This window comes from Kribbella sp. NBC_01505 (assembly GCF_045040285.1).
Lineage (GTDB): Bacteria > Actinomycetota > Actinomycetes > Propionibacteriales > Kribbellaceae > Kribbella.
Map to the genome: position 1 here is coordinate 8209973 of NZ_CP109425.1, position 17807 is coordinate 8227779.

The window sequence follows — 17807 nt, forward strand, 5'->3', positions numbered from 1 at the left end:
AACTTATCCGACTGGGTAAAACGATGTCAAGTAAAAAGCGCCGGCAACTTGGCCGGCGCTTGTCGCAGGGGAGCTAGACGTGCTGGGTGAGCAGTCCGGTGTCCACGTCGTACATGAAGCCACCGACGAGGATCTCCTCGCCGATCAGCGGGTGCTCGCGGACCGCCGCGACGTCGTGGCGGAGGGCTTCGAGCTGGTCGGGGATGACGTTGATCGGCAGGTAGCCCGCGGGCTTGCCGGCGGCCTTCTCGACCTTGCCGCGCAGCTCGTCCTCGGACATCGCGGCCATCGCGCAGCGGGTGTGCGGGATGACCATGATCCGGCGGATGCCGAGCAGGTTGACGCCGAGCACGAGCCCGGTGAGCGTGATCTCGGTGACCCGGCCACCGGCGCTGCGCAGCACCTTGGCGTCACCCGGCTTGAGGCCGAGCAGCTCCAGCGGCGGGATCCGCGAATCCATGCAGGTGACCACGCCGACCCCGGCATGGGCGATTCCGTCGAAACCGCCGTAGTGGAAGTCGGCGGCGTACTCGGCGTTGGCGGCAAGCAGGTCTTCGAAACCGGGGGTGCTCATCGGGCGGCACCTACTACGGCGACCGGGGTTCCGGCCTTCAGGATCGACATCGCGAACGGCTCCTTTCCACAGGACTCCGGACGAGGCGGATCGGCGGGTGCACTGGTCACCGGCACGGTCCAGGACCGCCCGTCGCGATGCCACACTGTCACGGATTCGAGATCTTCGCCCGCGACAGTGAGGGCGTCCAGCGAGAGCTCACCAGTCTGGTGGCGTACGGCGATTTCCGCGGCCTGACCGCGTTTCGTCCACGTGGTGCGGCCACGCAGCCCGGTCAGGAGGGTTTCGCCGCGGTCTGATGCTGCCAGGACGTCGAGGGCGGTCTTGGCGTTGAGGTGGCCGTGCATCGTGCCCTCCGGCAGCAGCACGGCGGTGGGGGAGAAGCGATGGCCGCCGAGGTGGCTGGCCTCCCAGACCCGGCCCGGTGCGGCCGTGGCGAGGGCGTTCACCAGCGGGCGGCCGAGGATCGCGCAGCACTCGTCGCGCTTGCCGTTGGTGCAGACCAGCATGACCGACTCCTCGACCGGCACCAGACCGGGCAGGGAGGCGTCGACGGCTTCGCGGTCGCCCCGGGCGATCGCGCTGAGGTCGAGGCTGCTGAGCTGCTCCGGGTCTTCCAGGTGCGCGCTGAGCAGGAAGGTCTTGCCGGGCGCGGTGGAGGCGATGTACACCTGCTGGGCGTGGCCGGCGGGGAACGAATGCCGCCCCGGCGTCCGGATCAGGCCGAAGCGAACGTCGGCTTTCTTGCACTCGGCATCGAACCGGCCACCGAACACCGGGTCCAGATGACTGTTGACGACGGCATCGGCACCCCAGGGGCCCGGCTGCTCCAGAACGACCCAGCCACTCGCCACAATGGCGGATCCCTCGAGCGGCTCGAGGAACTGACGGCAGAAGGTCGAGCACAGACCTGGCCGACCGGTCGCGTCGGGTGGAACTCTCACGGCACCACTGTAGGTTAGGTTGCCCTCAGTTCCGCACTAGGACCATCACCTGACCATTAAGTGTGTATTAAGCCACGTCGGCCGAGCAGCGCGACCGCCAGGATCGCGGCCAGGAAGGCGCACACCGCGGCCCCGGCGAAGATCGCGTGCGTTTGGGAGATCGCCGCGTCCCGGAGCGCGTCGATGAAGGGGCGGCACGAGGCGGGCGCGGTCGGGCAGAGCTCGTTCGGTGACGGTACGTCGTCGACGATGGCGAAGTACCGGCGGAGCCCGATCGCGGTCAGCGCAGACACGCCGACGAGCATGCCGACCATCCGCGCGACGACCACGAGCGCGCTGACCAGGCCGTGGTGCGGTGGGGGAGTCGCGCCGAGAATCGCCGTGTTCACCGGTGACAGCGCCAGCCCGAAGCCGAAGCCACACAGCAGCAGTACGACGCTCGCCCAGAAGCTGTCGAGTGCGTGGCGACTCCAGAACGCCATCAGCACGAACATGGCACCGGCCAGCGCGAGCCCGGCGCCGGTGATCAGCCCGAGCCCGTAGCGCCTGGTGAGCCATCCACCGACCACAGCGCCCACCGGCAACGCGATCAGGAACCGCACGAGCACCAGCGCCGCAGCGAGTTGCCCGCCGCCCTGCGTGGTCCGAGCAAACACCGGTACGTCGACCAGTGCGGCAATCAGCGCGCACCCGACCAGGAAGCTGACCACCAGCGAACCCCACGCGGGGCGCGCTGCGAGCAGACCGGCCGGGACGATCGCCCGCGGAGCCCGACGCTGCCAAGCGATGAAGGCGACCGCGAAGACCGCGGCGCCGGCCAGGAGCCAGGGACCGGCCGGAGACATCAGCTCGCGCTCCGGGTCGGCGGTGGCGAAGGCCAGCACGACGCCGGACAGCGCGAGCGCGAGTAGCAGCGCCCCTGGTAGGTCGACCTGTTTGAGGAGATCGACCACCTGGGTCCGGCGGAGGGCAAGGACCGCCCAGAGCAACCCCAGTACGAGAGCCGCGACCCCGATCGGAGTCAGAAGTCTCGACGTACCGGTGAAGGGCACGAATGGCAGTCCCAGCGTCACATCGGTCGCGAGACGTCGTGGTGCGGTCAGGGTGAGGCCGAGTGCGACCGCAGCAAGCAGTCCGACGGCTGCTGACAGAGGTGGTCGTCGGACTCCGCGCAGGAGCACGGCGAGCACGACTGCGACCACGAGGTTGAGCCAGAAGATGTACCGCCAGTCGGCCACAGCCAGTACGGCGGCGCCCAGCAGCGGACCGAGGACCGAGCCAAGCTCCTGGACCGCGCCGACCACTCCGAGAGGGAGACCGCGTCGCTCAGCCGGCCACAGGTCTGCGACCAACGCGAGCGTCGCCGGGACGAGCCCGCCACCTCCTACGCCCTGAAGAAACCGACCGGTTACCGCTGACGGCAGGTCGTACGCCGCCGCCGTGATCAGCGAGCCGACAGCGAACAGCATCAGCGCGCCGACCAGTACCGGCGTGCGGCCGGCGACATCCGCGATCCGGCCGATCAGCGGCAGCACCGCGATGTAGCCGAGCAGGAACCCGGAGATGATCGGAGCGGCCCGCTGGAGCTCGTCCGCGGACAGCCCGACCCCGGACATCAGGTCGGGCAGCGCGAGGACGACGACATACGTGTCGGCGGCCGCGAAGGCGACCGCGATCGACGCGAGCGTGAGCTGGGCTCTCGGCCGGGCGGCCACCGCTGTGCTCACTGTGGGCTCACTACGGCTTGGTGATCGAGACTTGCTCGCCGTACTTGTCGAAGGTGACGTCGTAGCTGCTGGTGGCGCCGTCGTAGAACGGGCCGGAGATCGTCGCCGAGACCAGCTGCTTGGAGTCCTTGTCGAGCTTGAAGCTGCTCTGGAACTCCTGGCCGGCCGGAGCCTTCGGGAAGATCCCCTGCAGCGTCGTGCCGTCGACCGAACCGGTGATCTCGGTCAGCACCTTGGCGCCGTCGCGGGTGTCACCCTTGACCACCGGGTTCTTCAGCGCGGGCAGCACCGAGGTGAGGCCCTTGGCCGGGTCCAGCAGGACGGCCGGGTCCGGCGCGCCGAAACCGGTCAGTTGGTCGGGCGTGAGCTCGACGAACTTCCCGGTGAACGGCAGCTTCGCGTAGACCTTCTTGTCGACCGCGACGACCTCGGAGTCGATCGGCGCACCACCGGTGCGGATCGTGAGCTTGCCTTTGAACGCCGGTGCGTGGGTGGCCACGCCGTCGCCGCTGGCCAGCGTCTGCGCGCTGTCCGGCAGGTCGCGGCCGGTCAGCACGATGTGGACGCTGGAAGCATCGTCGATCGCCTTCTTCGCGGCCGTGAGCTGGGTGACGGCGTCGTTCGACTGCCCGGCGCCACCGCCGGAATCCTTCTTGTCACTGCAGCCGGCCAGTGCCACCACAAGCACCGCGCCCAGCGCGACGAGTCTCTTCATGGGGGTCAGCCTGCCAGGTCGGCAGCCAAAGCTGCGATCGGTTGGGCAACCGGCACGCCGGAGCCGTCGCGGCGCGGGTCGATCGGCGGCAGGTCCACCGGTGCGCCGCTGTTCGCACTGGCCTTGACGGGGGCCACTCCGATGAAGGCGAGCAGCAGCCCGTCCTCACCCTTGAGCAGCCGCTGGCAACGGACGCCGCCGGTGCCGCGGCCCTTGCCCGGATACTCGCTGAACGGCGTCACCTTGACCGCGCCGACCTCTGTCCCCGGCAGGGCCGAGTTCGAGCCGGCGATCGTGACGACCTGCGCTTCGCGGCCAGGCTCGATGGCGCCGAAGAAGACCACCTTCGCGCCGCTGGTGAGCCGGACCCCGGCCATACCGCCGGCCGTGCGTCCCTGCGGACGGACCGCGGAGGCTGGGAAGTGCAGCAGCTGCGCATCCGAGGTGACGAAGCACAGCTCCTCTTCGCCCGTGGTGAGCTCGACCGCGCCGACCACCTCGTCGCCGTCGTTGAGCCGGACGATCTCCCACGCGTCGCGGTTGCTCAGGTGGTCCGGCACGACGCGCTTGACCACGCCGGTCGCCGTACCGAGCGCGACACCGATCGACTCGGGATCCATGGTGGTCAGCGCGAGCGCCTTCTCACCCGGCTCCAGCGAGACGAACTCGGCGATCGGTGCGCCACCTTGCAGATTCGGCGCGGCGGCCGTCGTCGGTACGGCGGGGAGGTCCAGCGAGTCCAATCGGATCAGCCTGCCTGCGCTGGTGATCAATCCGTACTGGCCGCGTGCGGTGCTCTTGATCACGGAGACGATCGCGTCGTGCTTGGCCCGGCCGTCCGTCGCACCGAACGGCTCGACCCCGTTGGTGCGGGCGAGCAGGCCGGTCGAGCTCATCAGGATCCAGCACGGGTCGTCGGTGACCTCGAGCGGCACGGCCGCGGTCTTGGTCGCCCCCGACGACTCCAGCAGCACCGTCCGGCGCGGGGTTCCGTAGGTCTTGGCAACCTCGGCCAGCTCGTCGCCGACCGTCTTCTTCAGCAGCGCCTCGTCCTCGAGGATCGCGGTCAGCCGCTCGATCTCGCGCTCCAGCTCGGCCTTCTCGGTGTCCAGCTCGAGCTTGGAGAACTTCGTCAGGCGGCGCAGCGGCATGTCCAGGATGTAGTTGGCCTGGATCTCGGACAGGTCGTAGATGTCGATCAGCCGGCTCCGGGCCGCGGCCGCGTCGTCGCTGCTGCGGATGATCTGGATGACCTCGTCGATGTCGAGGATCGCGATCAGCAGACCGTCGACGATGTGCAGCCGGTCCTGCGCCTTCTTACGGCGGAACTCGCTGCGCCGCCGGACGACGTCGTACCGGTGCTGCAGGTAGACCTCGAGCAGCGTCTTCAGCCCGAGCGTGCGGGGCTGGCCGTCGACCAGGCAGACCGCGTTGATCGAGAACGAGTCCTCGAGCGGGGTCATCTTGTAGAGCTGCTCCAGCAGCGCCTCGGGGACGAAGCCGTTCTTGACCTCGATCACCAGCTGCGTGCCGTGCGTGCGGTCGGTCAGGTCCTTGACGTCCGCGATGCCCTGCAGCTTCTTGGCCTGGACCAGCGTCTTGATCTTCTCGATCACCTTCTCCGGGCCGACCGTGTACGGCAGCTCGGTGACCACGATGCCCTTGCGGCGCGGGGTGACGTTCTCGATCCGGGCGGTGGCACGCATCTTGAAGCTGCCGCGGCCCGCCGCGTAGGCGTCCTTGATGCCTTCCAGGCCGACGATCTTGCCGCCGGTCGGCAGGTCCGGGCCGGGCACGAACCGCATCAGGTCGTCGAGGTCGGCGTTCGGGGACTTGATCAGGTGCCGCAGCGCCTGGATGACCTCGACCAGGTTGTGCGGGGCCATGTTGGTGGCCATACCGACCGCGATGCCGGCTGCGCCGTTGACCAGCAGGTTCGGGAACGCCGCGGGCAGCACCGACGGCTCTTCCTCGCGGCCGTCGTAGTTCGCCCGGAACTCGACGACGTTCTCGTCCAGGCCGTTCGTCATCGCGACCGCGGACGGCGCCATCCGGCACTCGGTGTAACGCATCGCCGCCGGACCATCGTCCAGAGATCCGAAGTTTCCGTGGCCGTCGATCAGCGGCAGCCGCATCGACCACGGCTGCGCGGTCCGGACCAGGGCGTCGTAGATCGCGCCGTCGCCGTGCGGGTGGTACTTACCCATGACCTCACCGACGACGCGGGCCGACTTCACATGGCCGCGGTCGGGGCGGATGTTGTTCTCCGCCATCGAGAACAGGATCCGCCGCTGGACCGGTTTGAGCCCGTCCCGCGCGTCCGGCAGCGCCCGGGAGTAGATCACCGAGTAGGCGTACTCCAGGAAGCTGGTGCGCATCTCGTCGGAGACATCGACGTCGAGGATGCGCTCCTCGAAGTCCTCGGGCTCGGCGGTGGTACTGGAACGGCGTGCCATACGGGTGAACTGCTCCTCGGTCGAACGGTGGCCCTCATTGTCGCTGGTGAACGACAGTTCTGTGCATATTGCCACGCTCCGCGCGGCGGCCCACGACCCGCAGGATGTATGCGGTCGGAGCCAAGGCGGACCCTACCGCGAGGGTCAGACAGAGTCCGCCGATCCCCAGCAGGATGCCCCACGGGACAGTCACCGGTACGTCGGGAACACCGGCCGTCATGGCGTGCCGGATCAGGATGCCGACCGTGCCGGTGATCGCCGTACCGAGGCTCAGCGCGACCATCCCGACCAGCGAGGACTCCCACAGGACCATCCGGCGGATCTGGTTCGGGGTGGCGCCGAGGAGCCGTGAGGTGACGAACTCCTGGCGCCGTTGCAGACTGCCCATCAGCAGCGTGTTGGCGATCGCGATCGCGCTGTAGAAGGCCGCCGGCCCGAGCAGCAGGATCAGTCCGAGCTGGTTGCCCTTGCGAACACCCGCGCCCTGATCAGCCTCCCAAGCGGTGGCCAGTACGGCGTGGTCGATGCGGGTCACGAGCTCCGCCGGATCGACGCCTGGCGCGGGTTGCACGAACAGCTGAGCGGGCTCGGCGGTCGGCGCGTGCTGCCGGACGAGGTCGAGCGGAAGCAGGAAGTTCGGGTTCACCCCTTGCCCGTTCGGGAGGATCGCGACGACCCGCAGTTTGACGGCGACCTTGTCCAGGAAGGTCGCCGGGACGTCGTCGCCGACCTTGTAGTGCTCGAGGCCGGCCGTCTCCTTGCTGACCGCGACGGTGTTCCCGATGAGCTGACTGAGGTCGCCGGACAGCGGTGTGAGGTTCCGGGTCTGAGACGCGATCGCGGGATCGATTCCCTCGGCATCCTCCAGCTGAGCGTCCTCGGCGCCCGCCCGAACGAACTGCACCGGAAGGCCAGCATCCACCACGCCGACACCTGGAACCGCAGGCATGCTCGGAGCGGTCACCACGATCGTCGCGTGCAGTGTGTCGCGGATCGTGGCGACCGCGCTGTCGGCGGCGAAGCTGAGGCTGAGCACCATCGAGCCCGCGATCGCGGAGATCGCGAGGATCGGTGCGGCCAGGGACGCGCTTCGCCGCGGCGTCGCGGTCACGTTGCTGCGGGCGAGTCGGCCGCTCACGCTGGTCCAGGCGACCAGCGGGATCGCCCACAACCGCCCGAGCAGCGGTACGACGAGCGGTGCCAGCAGCGTCAACGCGATCACCAGCACCATCGGGGTGAACATCGCCAGCGGTACGACGCCCTCCCCGGTCGACGGCCGGATCAGCGTCAGCATGGTGATCGCCCCGCCGAGGAACAGCAGCCCGAAGAGCACTCGGACCGGCCCGATCCGCGCTGACTCCAGTGACGCCTCCCGCAGCGCATCGATCGGACCGACCCGACCGGCGCGCCGAGCCGCGGATCGCGCGCCGAGCATCGCGACCACCAGCCCGATGCCGACCGCGATCGCCAGCGGCACCCACGGCGACGCCGGCTCCAGCTTGACCGGTGCAAGCTCCGTGTACGACGCCTGGCTCAGCAGCAGGGGAGTAGCGAGCTGAGCCAGGACCGCACCGGTCAGCGAGGCCGCAAGCGCGACGACGAGCGCCTCACCGAGGATCATCCGGCGAACCTGCCGCGGCGTCGCACCGATCAACCGCAGCAACCCGATCTCCCGCCGCCGCGAGGCGACGGCGAACGCGAAGGTGCTGGCGATGACGAAGATCGTGATGAACCCGCTGATCGTGCCGACCAGGCTGAGCACGACCTGCAGCCCGGACACGTCCGCACCAGGAAGGGGCACCTTCACCGGCCGCGGGGTCGCATCTGCGTCGCCGAGCGTCGTGACGGTGATGCTCGCGAGGTTGCCTGTGCCGTGGGCGACGGTCGCGGCTGTCGCAGTCGCTGCCAGGCCGAGCAGGAACACGCCGACCGCGAGCGCCACGAACGAACCGGCGTACAGGTGTCGGTGGCGTCCTACCGTCTGCCTGCTGAGGAAGAACATCAGCGCTCCAGGTCACTCATGGCAGCGGCGATCTGGCCCGGTGTGCCGCGGTCGAGGTGACCGGCGATCAGGCCGTCGGAGAGGAAGACCACGCGCTCGGCGTACGCCGCGGCCACCGGGTCGTGGGTGACCATGACCACCGTCTGCCCGGCACGATCAGTTGCCTCGCGCAACAAGGCGAGCACCTGCCGGCTGCTGTTGCTGTCGAGGGCCCCGGTCGGTTCGTCGGCGAAGAAGACCGACGGCCGGGTGATCAGGGCACGCGCGATCGCGACCCGCTGCTGCTGGCCGCCGGACAGCTCGGCCGGCCGGCGCTTGACCTTGTCGCCGAGCCCGACCTGCTCCAGTACGGCGTGAATCTCGGCACGCTGCGGGCGCTTCCCGGTCAGCCGGAGTGGCAGGGCGACGTTGTCATAGACGGTGAGAGACGGCAGCAGGTTGTACGCCTGGAAGACGAACCCCATCTCCTCGCGTCGCAGCTTCGTCAGCGCTACCTCGTTCAGCCCGTTCAGCGGGACGCCGCCGAGGATCACCGTGCCGGTCGTCGGCTGGTCGAGTCCGGCCGCGCACTGCAACAGCGTCGACTTACCGGAGCCAGAGGCTCCCATCACCGCAGTGAACGAGGCACGCGGGAAGTGGTAGGTGACGCCGCGCAGGGCGTCGACCCCACCGGCCTTGGAGCGGTACGTCTTGGTGATCCCGTCGAGCACCAGCGCAGGTGCGGACTCCGGTACGACGCTGTGGTGCGAGGGAGCAGTTGCGGTCATGGAACCAGCCAACAGGTGAATAGTCCCGGGCACGCTGGCCTACGGTGTAGGACCGGAGTAGCGCGCAAGCTACCGCGTTCCGGCCTGCCCCGGACCTAGGGTTGGCGGGGTGGAGAGACCAATGACGGGCTGGCAAGCGCTGGCGAACCCGCGCTTCCTGATCTCGTCGTGGCCGTGGCGTGCGTACGTCTACCTGTTCACGTCGGTGCCGGTCGGGTCGGTGACGATCTGCGTACTGATCGGTGCGGCGGCGACCAGCGCGGTGCTCAGTCCGATCGTGATCGGCATCCTGTTACTGCCGTTGTTCCCGATGCTGGGCGTGGCGATCGGCTGGGCCGAGCGGTGGCGCGCGGGACTCATGCTGCTCGGCGGCATCAAGAGCCCGCACGCCGCAATGCCACTGTCGCTGTCGCTGCGGGACAAGCTCAAGTTCCGCCGGCGTGAGCAGGCGTCGATGCGGGAGCTGGGCTACGGCTTCGTGCTCGGCGTGTTCGTCTGGCCGTTCAGTGCGCTCCTGGCCGGGATCAGCGCCACCGTGCTCGGGGTGACGATCCTGGCGCCGATCATTGCCGACGGCGACGAGATGGGCATGGGCCCTTGGACGCTCGACACCGCGGGCGAGGGTCTGCTCTTCGCGGTCACGTTCGGGCCGGTGTTCTACGTGGTGAGCTCCTACCTGCTCGGCGTACTGGCTGCCGCGGAGGCGTCGCTGGCCAAGGTGATGCTGGGGCCTCGGCAGGAGGAGCTGCAGCGGAACGTGGCCGAGCTGCGCCGCTCCCGGCTGGACCTGGTCGACGCGTTCGAGACCGAGCGGGCGCGGATCGAGCGGCATCTGCACGACGGCGTACAGCAGCGGCTCGTGGGGCTGACCATGACGCTTGGCCTGGCTGAGCTGGACCTGCCCGAAGGAGAGGGCAAGCGGCTGGTCGTCAAGGCGCACTCGGAGGCTGAGGCTGCGCTCGCCGATCTGCGGGAGGCCGTCCGCGGTATTCATCCGCGGGTGCTGATCGACCTCGGACTCGAGGCCGCGATCCGCGAGGTGGCCGACCGCAGCCCGATGCCGGTCACAGTCTCGGTGGTGTTGGAGTCCCGGCTGCCGCCGCCGATCGAGGCCGCGGCGTACTTCGTGGTCAGTGAAGCCCTGTCGAACGTCGCCAAGCACGCGCAGGCGAACACCTGTGACGTGGCGGGCTGGCGGGAGGGTCGACAGCTCGTCATCACCATCACCGACGACGGGATCGGCGGTGCGACGGTCGGTGCGGGCAGCGGACTGACCGGCCTGGTGACCAGGTTGGACGCCTTGGGCGGCACACTCGTCGTCGACAGCCCACCCGGTGGGCCGACCCGACTGCGAATGGAGTGCCCGTGCCAACTCGGCGACTGAGCATTGTGCTGGCCGAAGACTCGTTGCTGCTGCGCGAGGGACTGGCCAGCATTCTGGATCGCGCCGGGCACGAGGTCCGCGACAGTGTGGGCGACGGGGACACGCTGCTCGCCGTGGTCCGCAAGGCGCCGCCGGACCTCGTCATCACCGACGTCCGGATGCCGCCCGGACACAGCGACGAGGGACTGCGCGCGGCCGCCGCGATCCGGGCCGAGTTCCCGGCGATCGGGATCCTGGTGCTCTCGCAGTACGTCGCCGACGCGTATCTGTCGTCGTTGCTCGAATCAACGACCGGCGGTATCGGGTATCTGCTGAAGGACCGGGTCGGTCATGTCGCCGAGTTCCTCGAGTCACTCGACCGAGTCGCCTCGGGCGGCACGGTGGTTGATCCGGAAGTGGTCCGGCAGCTGCTCGCTCGGCGCCGCAACGATGGACCGCTGGCCGCGTTGACTCCGCGGGAGCTGGAAGTGCTGGCGTTGATGGCCGAGGGCCGGGTCAACGGGGCGATCGCTGAACAGCTTGTGGTGAGCGAGGCCGCCGTACGGAAGCATGTCGGCAACATCTTCGCCAAGCTCCAGCTGGACGACGGCCTCGACCGCCGAGTCTCCGCCGTACTGACGTATTTGCGTGGGTAAGGATCATTGGCCTGACCGGGGCGGTGGGGTGGGGAAGGAATTGAGTATGGACGCGGATATTCGGAAGATCCTGGCGGACTGCGACACCTGGGCCGTGGTCGGGTTGTCGAACAACACCGACCGAGCGGCGTACGGCGTGGCTCGCTTCCTGCAGGCGCGAGGCAAGCGGATCGTGCCGGTGCACCCGTCCGCCGAGACCGTGCACGGCGAGCAGGGGTACGCGAGTCTGGCCGAGATTCCGTTCCCGGTGGACTGCGTGGACGTGTTCGTGCGGTCCGACCTGTCGGGTGAGATCGCGGACCAGGCAGTGGGAATCAATGCGCGGGCGGTGTGGTTTCAGCTGGGTGTAACGGACCAGGACGCCTACACCCGTACGACGGCCGCTGGACTCACCATGGTGATGGACCACTGCCCGATGATCGAGTGGCCGCATCTCGGTCCTTCGTGACGACCTGAGGGGTAGCTCTTGTTCTCGATCGACACGTCCACGGACTTCGGCAAGCGCATCGCGCGGCAGCTGGACGACGAGCTGGTGATCTGGCTGACCACGGTCGGCAAGTCGGGCACCCCGGCGCCGAACCCGGTCTGGTTCCTCTGGCACGACGGCGCCGTCCTGATCGCCAGCCAGCGCCACAAGGCCAAGCTGCACAACATCACCGCCCACCCGCAGGTCGCGGTCAACTTCAACGCGACCCACTCCGGCGGTGACGTCGGCGTCATCTCCGGCACGGCGAGCATCGACACCGAGCCGCTGGCCGCGGAGGTCGCAGCCCTCTACAACGCCAAGTACGGCGACCCCATCGTCGGCCTGGGCATGACCACCGAGCAATTCCACGCGGAGTACTCGGTGGTCATCCGCATCACCCCGGAAAAGCTCCGAGGCTTCTAACCCTGCTTCGGCTGGGCAGGAACCCCGCCGTCCCGAAGGTGCTCGTCCCGTCCGTCCGCTCGGATTCGGCCGGCGGCGTACGCGGTGGCTGGTCGCCGCTGCGGCCGGATCTACTGAGACGGGTGGCTGGTGTGGTCTACGGCTGAGGGGATGGTGCGGTCGGCGATCGCGTGACCGTTGTCTGCGGTGGTTATTGCCGGTTTGCGGGGATCTACTGTCTCTGAGCGGCAGCAGTTCCCCGCAGAGGCGTGATGTGCGGGCGTGTCTGTCGGTTCACGGAGTTCTACTGTCAGGGAGCGGCAGTAGGCATCCGTGAATCTCGCAACCGGCACCTTCCAGACGACCTCAACTCGCTGACCGCGTCCGAACCGGGCGGAAGCTCGCCTTTGTGGAGTGCTACTGCCACCCAGCGGCAGTAGCACTCCACAAAGATGCAACGAGGCGGCCGGTCGCGGTTAGTGCGTGTTCGCGGGGTGTTGGTGTGCCCCGATTCGCGCCGTACCGGACAGGCCGGACACGTCGACGGTGGTTGGCCGCCGCGGCGGCCGATTTACTGAAGTGCTAGGTGGGCGTGGTCTGTGGTTGAGGGGGATGGCGAGGCCGGTGACCACAGTTGCGGTTGCCTGAGCTTCCGGGCTTGGGTTGCGGTCCCGGAAAACGAGGGGATCTCCCCGCAAGTTGCTGGTTCTCCCCTCAAATTTTGAGCAGAGAAGGGTCAACTTGAACGGATATCCAGCCAAATTTCCGCAGCCGAGGCAGCCGAGGCAGGCGACCCGAACCGCAGTGGTCAACCACGGCGGCGGGTCAGCTGACAGGCCTCCTGATCGTCGGGAGCAACCACAGCCCGGAAGCTCAAGCAACCGCAACCGCGGTCACCGGCCGAACCATCCGGCCCAGCCACAGACCCGCCCAGCCACCCGTCTCAGTAAAACCGGCCGCAGCGGCGACCACCCCACCGGCCGAATCCGAGCGGACGGACGGGACGAGCACATCCGGGACGGCGGGGTTCCTGCCCAGACAAAGTGCTCAGCCACCGCGGCCGATCACCTGCCGCGATCTCGCTCCCCAAACCAGTTTGGGGAGCAGCAGCCGCCAAATCGCAACAGGCTCTGAGCGGCAGCAGTTCCCCGCACACCCGTATCGGTGAGGCGACTCGCCCGCCTGTGGCGGCCACACGCCTCGGCTGGATCACGCCGCGACCCAACAACGTCCGAAAACGCGCCGACCACGTACGGCCGACCACGTACTGCGGGTCTTCGGACGTTAGCTGTTGAAACAGCCCGCTGCCGGGGTTAGTTGAGGTAGCCCTCGACGGTGGAGGCGGGGCGGGCCTCGGCGGTCTCGGGGTCGTCGCCGAACTCGCGCTTGGCGCGGCGCTGGCGGAGCAGGTCCCAGCACTGGTCGAGCTCGACCTCGAGGGCCTTCAGTCGGTCGTGCTCCTCGCCGTCCCCGATCTCGCCGGCCGCGTGCTTGGTGCGGAGGTCGTGCTCCTCGGCCACCAGGGCGTCGATCTTGGTGAAGATGTTGTTGTCGGTCATGAGGAAACGGTACGCCCGTCGGGAAGCTGTGAGCGGGAGAGCAACTCCGTGATGGTGAGGATGGCGATGGTTTCGGCGGCCATGAGCCCGATCAGTACGACGAGTTGGAGTGCTGCCGCCGCTGCGGGGGAAGCGCCGCCGAGGACCATGCCGACGAAGGCGCCGGGCAGCGAGACCAGGCCGACCGTGCGGGTCTGATCGAGGGCGGGAAGCAGAGCGTCGCCGGCGACCGGGCCGACGACGAGCTTGAATGCGTCACGGGGGAGCAGACCGATCGACAGGCCCGCCTCGAACTCGCCGAAGCGGGTGCCGTACTCGCTCAGCACGCGGCGGCCGGCGAGGGTGGTCGCGGTCATCGCGCCGCCGACGATGATGCCGCCCATCGGCAGGATGGTGGCCGGGTTCCTGGGGACGACGCCGGGCAGGATGAGGATCAGCAGCACGCCCAAGGCGCCGGCTCCGATCGCGGCACCACAGTAGAGCCACTGATGCGGGACGACCGCGGTCTGATGCAGCCGCCGGGTGCTGGTGAAGGTCGCGACACCGAACATCAGTACGACGAACGCGATCGCCCCGAGCGTGTGCTGCAGCGCGAACCCGACCACCAGACCGACCGCGGCCAGCTGCACGACCGCCCGCAGCGCCGCCGTGACGATCCCCTTGTCGTGCCGGAGTCCGGCGTACCGGGAACCGGCGACGCCGATCACGATCAGCAGCGGCAACACCGCGACCGCCGTGAGGCCGAGCCCGGTATGGAATGACATCTGCCTATTTGACCACCACAGGATCTGTTCGAAGGTCTATGGGAGCGCTCTCAAGACATCTAGGCTGACCGCCAGAAAAATAACGCAGCCAATTCGGTCCGCTCACCGATGTGGAGGCTTCACCGTGCAACCGCCCCGCACCTTCCGGCGTTCAGGCGCCGTCGTACTGGCGTCCCTGACGCTTGCCGCGCTCATCCAGCCGATCTCCAGCCAGGCCGCACCCGACCCCGTCCCGAAGACCGGGATCGGGAAGCAGGTCACCCTGATCACCGGCGATCGCATCACCGTGCTGCCCGGCCAGCAGCAGCCGCTGATCGATCCCGGCCCCGGCCGCGACCGGTTCAGCTTCAGCAGCCGCACGATCGGCAACCACCTGTACGTCGTACCGTCCGATGTCGCGCAGCGCGTGGCCGATGAGTCGCTGGACCGGCGGCTGTTCGACGTGACCGGTCTGATCGACGCGGGCTACGACGATGCGTCGACCCCGCAGATCCCGCTGCTCGTCGAGTCGACCGGCAGCTCCCGATTCGCCACGTCTGGTGCGACGGTGACTCGGGAGCTGTCCCACGCGACCGCTCTGAAGGTCGCGAAGACCAATGCGAGCCGCTTCCTGCCGGCGATCCCGTCGGGCAAGGTCTGGCTGGACGGCAAGCGGAAGCTCTCGCTCGACGTCTCGGTCCCGCAGATCGGCGCCCCGGCTGCGTGGGCGGCGGGCTACACCGGGAAGGGCGTCGCGGTCGCCGTACTGGACTCCGGCATCGACGCGACGCACGCCGACCTCGCCGCGCAGATTGCCGGCGCGAAGAACTTCACCACCGAAACGCCGGACGACCTCGTTGGTCATGGCACGCACGTCGCCTCGACCATCGCCGGTACGGCCGCCGCCTCGAACGGAAAGTACAAGGGCGTCGCCCCGGACGCTCGCCTGTACGACGGCAAGATCTGCGAACTGAGCGGCTGCTACGACTCCGACATCCTGGCCGGGATGGAGTGGGCCGCGACCGAGGTGAAGGCCAAGGTCATCAACATGAGCCTCGGCGGCACCGACCAGCCGGGGATCGACCCGCTCGAGGAGGCCGTGAACCGGCTGACCGCCGAGACCGGGACGCTGTTCGTGATCGCAGCAGGGAACGAGGGATCGGGCGAGAGCACGGTCGGCTCACCCGGGAGCGCCGATGCCGCACTGACGGTGGGAGCGGTCGACAAGCAGGACAAGCTGGCCGACTTCTCCAGTCGCGGCCCGCGGGTCGGCGACCACGCGATCAAGCCGGACGTGACCGCGCCGGGCGTCGGGATCGTTGCGGCCCGAGCGCACGGCACGAACGTCGGTACGCCGATCGACGACAACTACACGCGGCTCAGCGGTACGTCGATGGCGACGCCGCATGTCGCCGGAGCCGCCGCGTTGCTTTCCCAGGAACACCCCACGTGGTCGGCAGCTGAGCTGAAGGCGGTGCTGATGGGCTCGGCCAAGGTCGCGGCCGATCAGACCGTGTTCCAGCAGGGAGCAGGCCGGATCGACGTCGCGAAGGCGATCACGCAGCAGGTGATCGCGGAGCCGGGCAGCCTGTCGTTCGGCCTGGCCACTTGGCCGCACACCGACGACACTCCGGTGACCAAGACGCTGACCTACCGCAACCTCGGCGACCAGCCGGTGACGCTGCGCCTGACTGGGACGATGACGGCGAGCAACGGCTCATCGGCACCGGCCGGCGCACTTCGCCTCAGCAGCGGCGAACTGACCGTGCCCGCGGGTGGGACCGCCTCGGTCGAGGTCACCTCCGCGACGAACCACTCCGGTCCCGAGGGCAGCTACTCCGGTCGCGTCACCGCGACGGCTCCGGGCCTTTCGCTCGACACCCCGCTCGCGGTCGACAAGGAGCGCGAGAGCTACAACCTCACGGTCAAGCACTTCGACGCGGCAGGCGATCCCTTCGACGGTCTGACCTACATCGTCGGCTTCGCCGACTCCTCGTGGATGCAGTCGTCCGGTACGGCGACCCTGCGGCTTCCGCGGGGTGAGTACCTGGTCGAGGGCGACCAGTTCAAGGAGGTCCCCGGCAGCTACGCGATCGACACCCGGTACTTCGTCCAGCCGAAGCTCGACCTGACCGCGGACACGACGATCGTGATGGATGCCCGGCAGACCAAGCCGGTGCAGATCGCCGTACCGCGGGCCGACGCAGCGCTGACTGTCGGCGGGATCGGCTATGACCGGCACACGACCGGCGGCGGTTACACGGGTGCGGTGATGCGTATCAGCGATACGGAACACCTGTTCACGGCCGGGCTCGGAGAGTCGCTCCTGGCTGACCAGTTCACCGCGCATCTCAGTACGCAGTGGGCGCGCGAGAACGCGGACGGCTCGTACACGGACTCGCCGTACCTGTATGGGCTGTTGGATGTGTTCCCCGGCAAGCTGCCGGACGGCTTTCAGCGGACTGTTCGCGATGACTCGCTGGCGAAGGTCGAGACCGCGGTCAATGCGACCAGCGACCGTCGCTCGTTCGTCGGCTTCACGGGCGCGGCGCCGAACGTACCGAACCCGCTGGGCGGCGGCATCCCGTACACGCTGCCGACGGTCGTCCACGGCTATCTCGACGCGACGCCGGCAACCTGGAAGCGGTTCGCGATCGACTTCTCCGTCGGCACCGGCATCCCGATCCCGACCCTGTACGGCCAGCTGATCTCGGCGCCGAAGCCGTACCGGGCCGGCCGGACCTACCGCGAACAACTCAGTACGGCGGTCTTCACCCCGCAACCAACCGCTGCGACGCGGGAAGGGGACAAACTGTCCATCGCGGTCGCCCCGGTCTCCGATGCCGAAGGCAGCCAAGGCGTCAGCGTGACGTCGTCGACCCGGACCAGACTGTTCGCGAACGGGCGGCAGGTGGTCGACACCACCGGCTTCGGCGAGCTGACCATCGTCAACCTGCCCGCGGAGAAGACGACGTACCGGATCGACGCGACGCAGACCCGGTCCGCGTTCTACCCGATGAGCACGCGGACCGACCTGAGCTGGACGTTCACCTCAGCAGCCGGTACCGCGAAACTCCCACTGGTCGGTGTCCGCTTCAAGCCTGAGGTGGACGCGACCAACGCCGTACGACGCACTCCGGTCACAGCGCTGCCCATCGTGGTCGATCCGCAGCCGGGCGCGGCACTCCCGAACCTGCGGACCGTCGGCCTGCAGGTATCCGGTGACGACGGCACCACCTGGCATCCCGCAAAGGTCGTTCGAACTGGCGACGGTCGCTATCTGGCGATCTTCGAGACCCCGAAAGATGCCAAGGGCATCTCGCTCAAGACGAACGTCGTGGACAACGCGGGCACGACCACTGACCTGACAGTGATCAACGCCTACCTGCTGCAGTGAAACGCCCGGGTGTGGCTGCCGCCCGCAGCCACACCC

At 68.5% G+C, this 17807-nt stretch carries 14 protein-coding genes; 5 read left to right on the plus strand and 9 right to left on the minus strand.

Features of this window, described 5'->3' with window-relative positions:
* Positions 1 to 73: 73 nt before the first annotated feature.
* The 7 genes from OG474_RS38570 to OG474_RS38600 are packed head-to-tail and all read right to left on the minus strand — an operon-like array spanning position 74 to position 9185.
* Positions 74 to 574: a beta-class carbonic anhydrase gene (locus OG474_RS38570; protein ID WP_405058591.1), complete on the minus strand. Its 501-nt coding sequence runs from the start codon at positions 572 to 574 to the stop codon at positions 74 to 76.
* Positions 571 to 1518, minus strand: coding sequence for a sucrase ferredoxin (locus tag OG474_RS38575; protein WP_405058592.1), 948 nt, complete (start codon positions 1516 to 1518; stop codon positions 571 to 573). Before OG474_RS38575 ends, OG474_RS38570 begins: the two co-directional genes overlap by 4 nt.
* Positions 1519 to 1574: 56 nt before the next feature.
* Positions 1575 to 3245 carry an MFS transporter gene (locus tag OG474_RS38580; protein ID WP_405058593.1) on the minus strand — a complete coding sequence of 557 codons (1671 nt, stop codon included), beginning with the start codon at positions 3243 to 3245 and terminating at the stop codon, positions 1575 to 1577.
* A 10-nt stretch (positions 3246 to 3255) separates the two neighbouring features.
* On the minus strand, positions 3256 to 3960 hold the full coding sequence (locus OG474_RS38585; RefSeq protein ID WP_405058594.1) for an LppX_LprAFG lipoprotein: 705 nt from the start codon (positions 3958 to 3960) through the stop codon (positions 3256 to 3258).
* Between the two features lie 5 nt (positions 3961 to 3965).
* Entirely contained in the window at positions 3966 to 6416 is a 2451-nt protein-coding gene (locus OG474_RS38590; protein WP_405058595.1) for a DNA topoisomerase (ATP-hydrolyzing) subunit A, read from the minus strand.
* Positions 6417 to 6450: 34 nt separating this feature from the next.
* The gene (locus OG474_RS38595) at positions 6451 to 8418 is read right to left on the minus strand and encodes an FtsX-like permease family protein (RefSeq protein ID WP_405058596.1); all 1968 of its coding nucleotides are present in this window, start codon (positions 8416 to 8418) and stop codon (positions 6451 to 6453) included.
* Positions 8418 to 9185, minus strand: coding sequence for an ABC transporter ATP-binding protein (locus OG474_RS38600; RefSeq protein ID WP_405058597.1), 768 nt, complete (start codon positions 9183 to 9185; stop codon positions 8418 to 8420). The genes OG474_RS38595 and OG474_RS38600 overlap by 1 nt, the downstream gene beginning before the upstream one ends.
* Before the next feature lie 121 nt (positions 9186 to 9306).
* On the opposite strand from OG474_RS38600, the gene OG474_RS38605 reads away from it, so the two are divergent.
* From OG474_RS38605 to OG474_RS38620, 4 genes are read left to right on the plus strand one after another with little or no spacing between them, the layout of a single operon-like run.
* Positions 9307 to 10569: a sensor histidine kinase gene (locus OG474_RS38605; RefSeq protein WP_405058598.1), complete on the plus strand. Its 1263-nt coding sequence runs from the start codon at positions 9307 to 9309 to the stop codon at positions 10567 to 10569.
* On the plus strand, positions 10551 to 11204 hold the full coding sequence (locus OG474_RS38610; protein WP_405058599.1) for a response regulator: 654 nt from the start codon (positions 10551 to 10553) through the stop codon (positions 11202 to 11204). The genes OG474_RS38605 and OG474_RS38610 overlap by 19 nt, the downstream gene beginning before the upstream one ends.
* A gap of 46 nt (positions 11205 to 11250) precedes the next feature.
* Positions 11251 to 11652, plus strand: coding sequence for a CoA-binding protein (locus tag OG474_RS38615; RefSeq protein WP_405058600.1), 402 nt, complete (start codon positions 11251 to 11253; stop codon positions 11650 to 11652).
* An 18-nt stretch (positions 11653 to 11670) separates the two neighbouring features.
* Positions 11671 to 12093, plus strand: coding sequence for a TIGR03667 family PPOX class F420-dependent oxidoreductase (locus OG474_RS38620; RefSeq protein WP_405058601.1), 423 nt, complete (start codon positions 11671 to 11673; stop codon positions 12091 to 12093).
* Positions 12094 to 13385: 1292 nt separating this feature from the next.
* On the opposite strand, the gene OG474_RS38625 is transcribed toward OG474_RS38620, so the two are convergent.
* Complete coding sequence (locus OG474_RS38625) at positions 13386 to 13631, minus strand: DUF2630 family protein (protein ID WP_405058602.1); 246 nt, start codon at positions 13629 to 13631, stop codon at positions 13386 to 13388.
* Positions 13628 to 14395, minus strand: coding sequence for an ABC transporter permease (locus OG474_RS38630; RefSeq protein WP_405058603.1), 768 nt, complete (start codon positions 14393 to 14395; stop codon positions 13628 to 13630). The genes OG474_RS38625 and OG474_RS38630 overlap by 4 nt, the downstream gene beginning before the upstream one ends.
* Positions 14396 to 14519: 124 nt before the next feature.
* Between OG474_RS38630 and OG474_RS38635 the strand changes: the two genes are divergently transcribed.
* Positions 14520 to 17771, plus strand: coding sequence for a S8 family serine peptidase (locus tag OG474_RS38635; protein WP_405058604.1), 3252 nt, complete (start codon positions 14520 to 14522; stop codon positions 17769 to 17771).
* The last annotated feature ends 36 nt before the right edge of the window (positions 17772 to 17807 follow it).

Excerpts from the sequence above, each read along its gene's own strand:
- OG474_RS38570 (WP_405058591.1), bottom strand. The coding sequence starts at position 574 with ATGAGCACCCCCGGTTTCGAAGACCTGCTTGCCGCCAACGCCGAGTAC.
- OG474_RS38585 (WP_405058594.1), bottom strand. The coding sequence starts at position 3,960 with ATGAAGAGACTCGTCGCGCTGGGCGCGGTGCTTGTGGTGGCACTGGCC.
- OG474_RS38590 (WP_405058595.1), bottom strand. The coding sequence starts at position 6,416 with ATGGCACGCCGTTCCAGTACCACCGCCGAGCCCGAGGACTTCGAGGAG.
- OG474_RS38595 (WP_405058596.1), bottom strand. The coding sequence starts at position 8,418 with ATGTTCTTCCTCAGCAGGCAGACGGTAGGACGCCACCGACACCTGTAC.
- OG474_RS38600 (WP_405058597.1), bottom strand. The coding sequence starts at position 9,185 with ATGACCGCAACTGCTCCCTCGCACCACAGCGTCGTACCGGAGTCCGCA.
- OG474_RS38605 (WP_405058598.1), top strand. The coding sequence starts at position 9,307 with ATGACGGGCTGGCAAGCGCTGGCGAACCCGCGCTTCCTGATCTCGTCG.
- OG474_RS38615 (WP_405058600.1), top strand. The coding sequence starts at position 11,251 with ATGGACGCGGATATTCGGAAGATCCTGGCGGACTGCGACACCTGGGCC.
- OG474_RS38625 (WP_405058602.1), bottom strand. The coding sequence starts at position 13,631 with ATGACCGACAACAACATCTTCACCAAGATCGACGCCCTGGTGGCCGAG.
- OG474_RS38630 (WP_405058603.1), bottom strand. The coding sequence starts at position 14,395 with ATGTCATTCCATACCGGGCTCGGCCTCACGGCGGTCGCGGTGTTGCCG.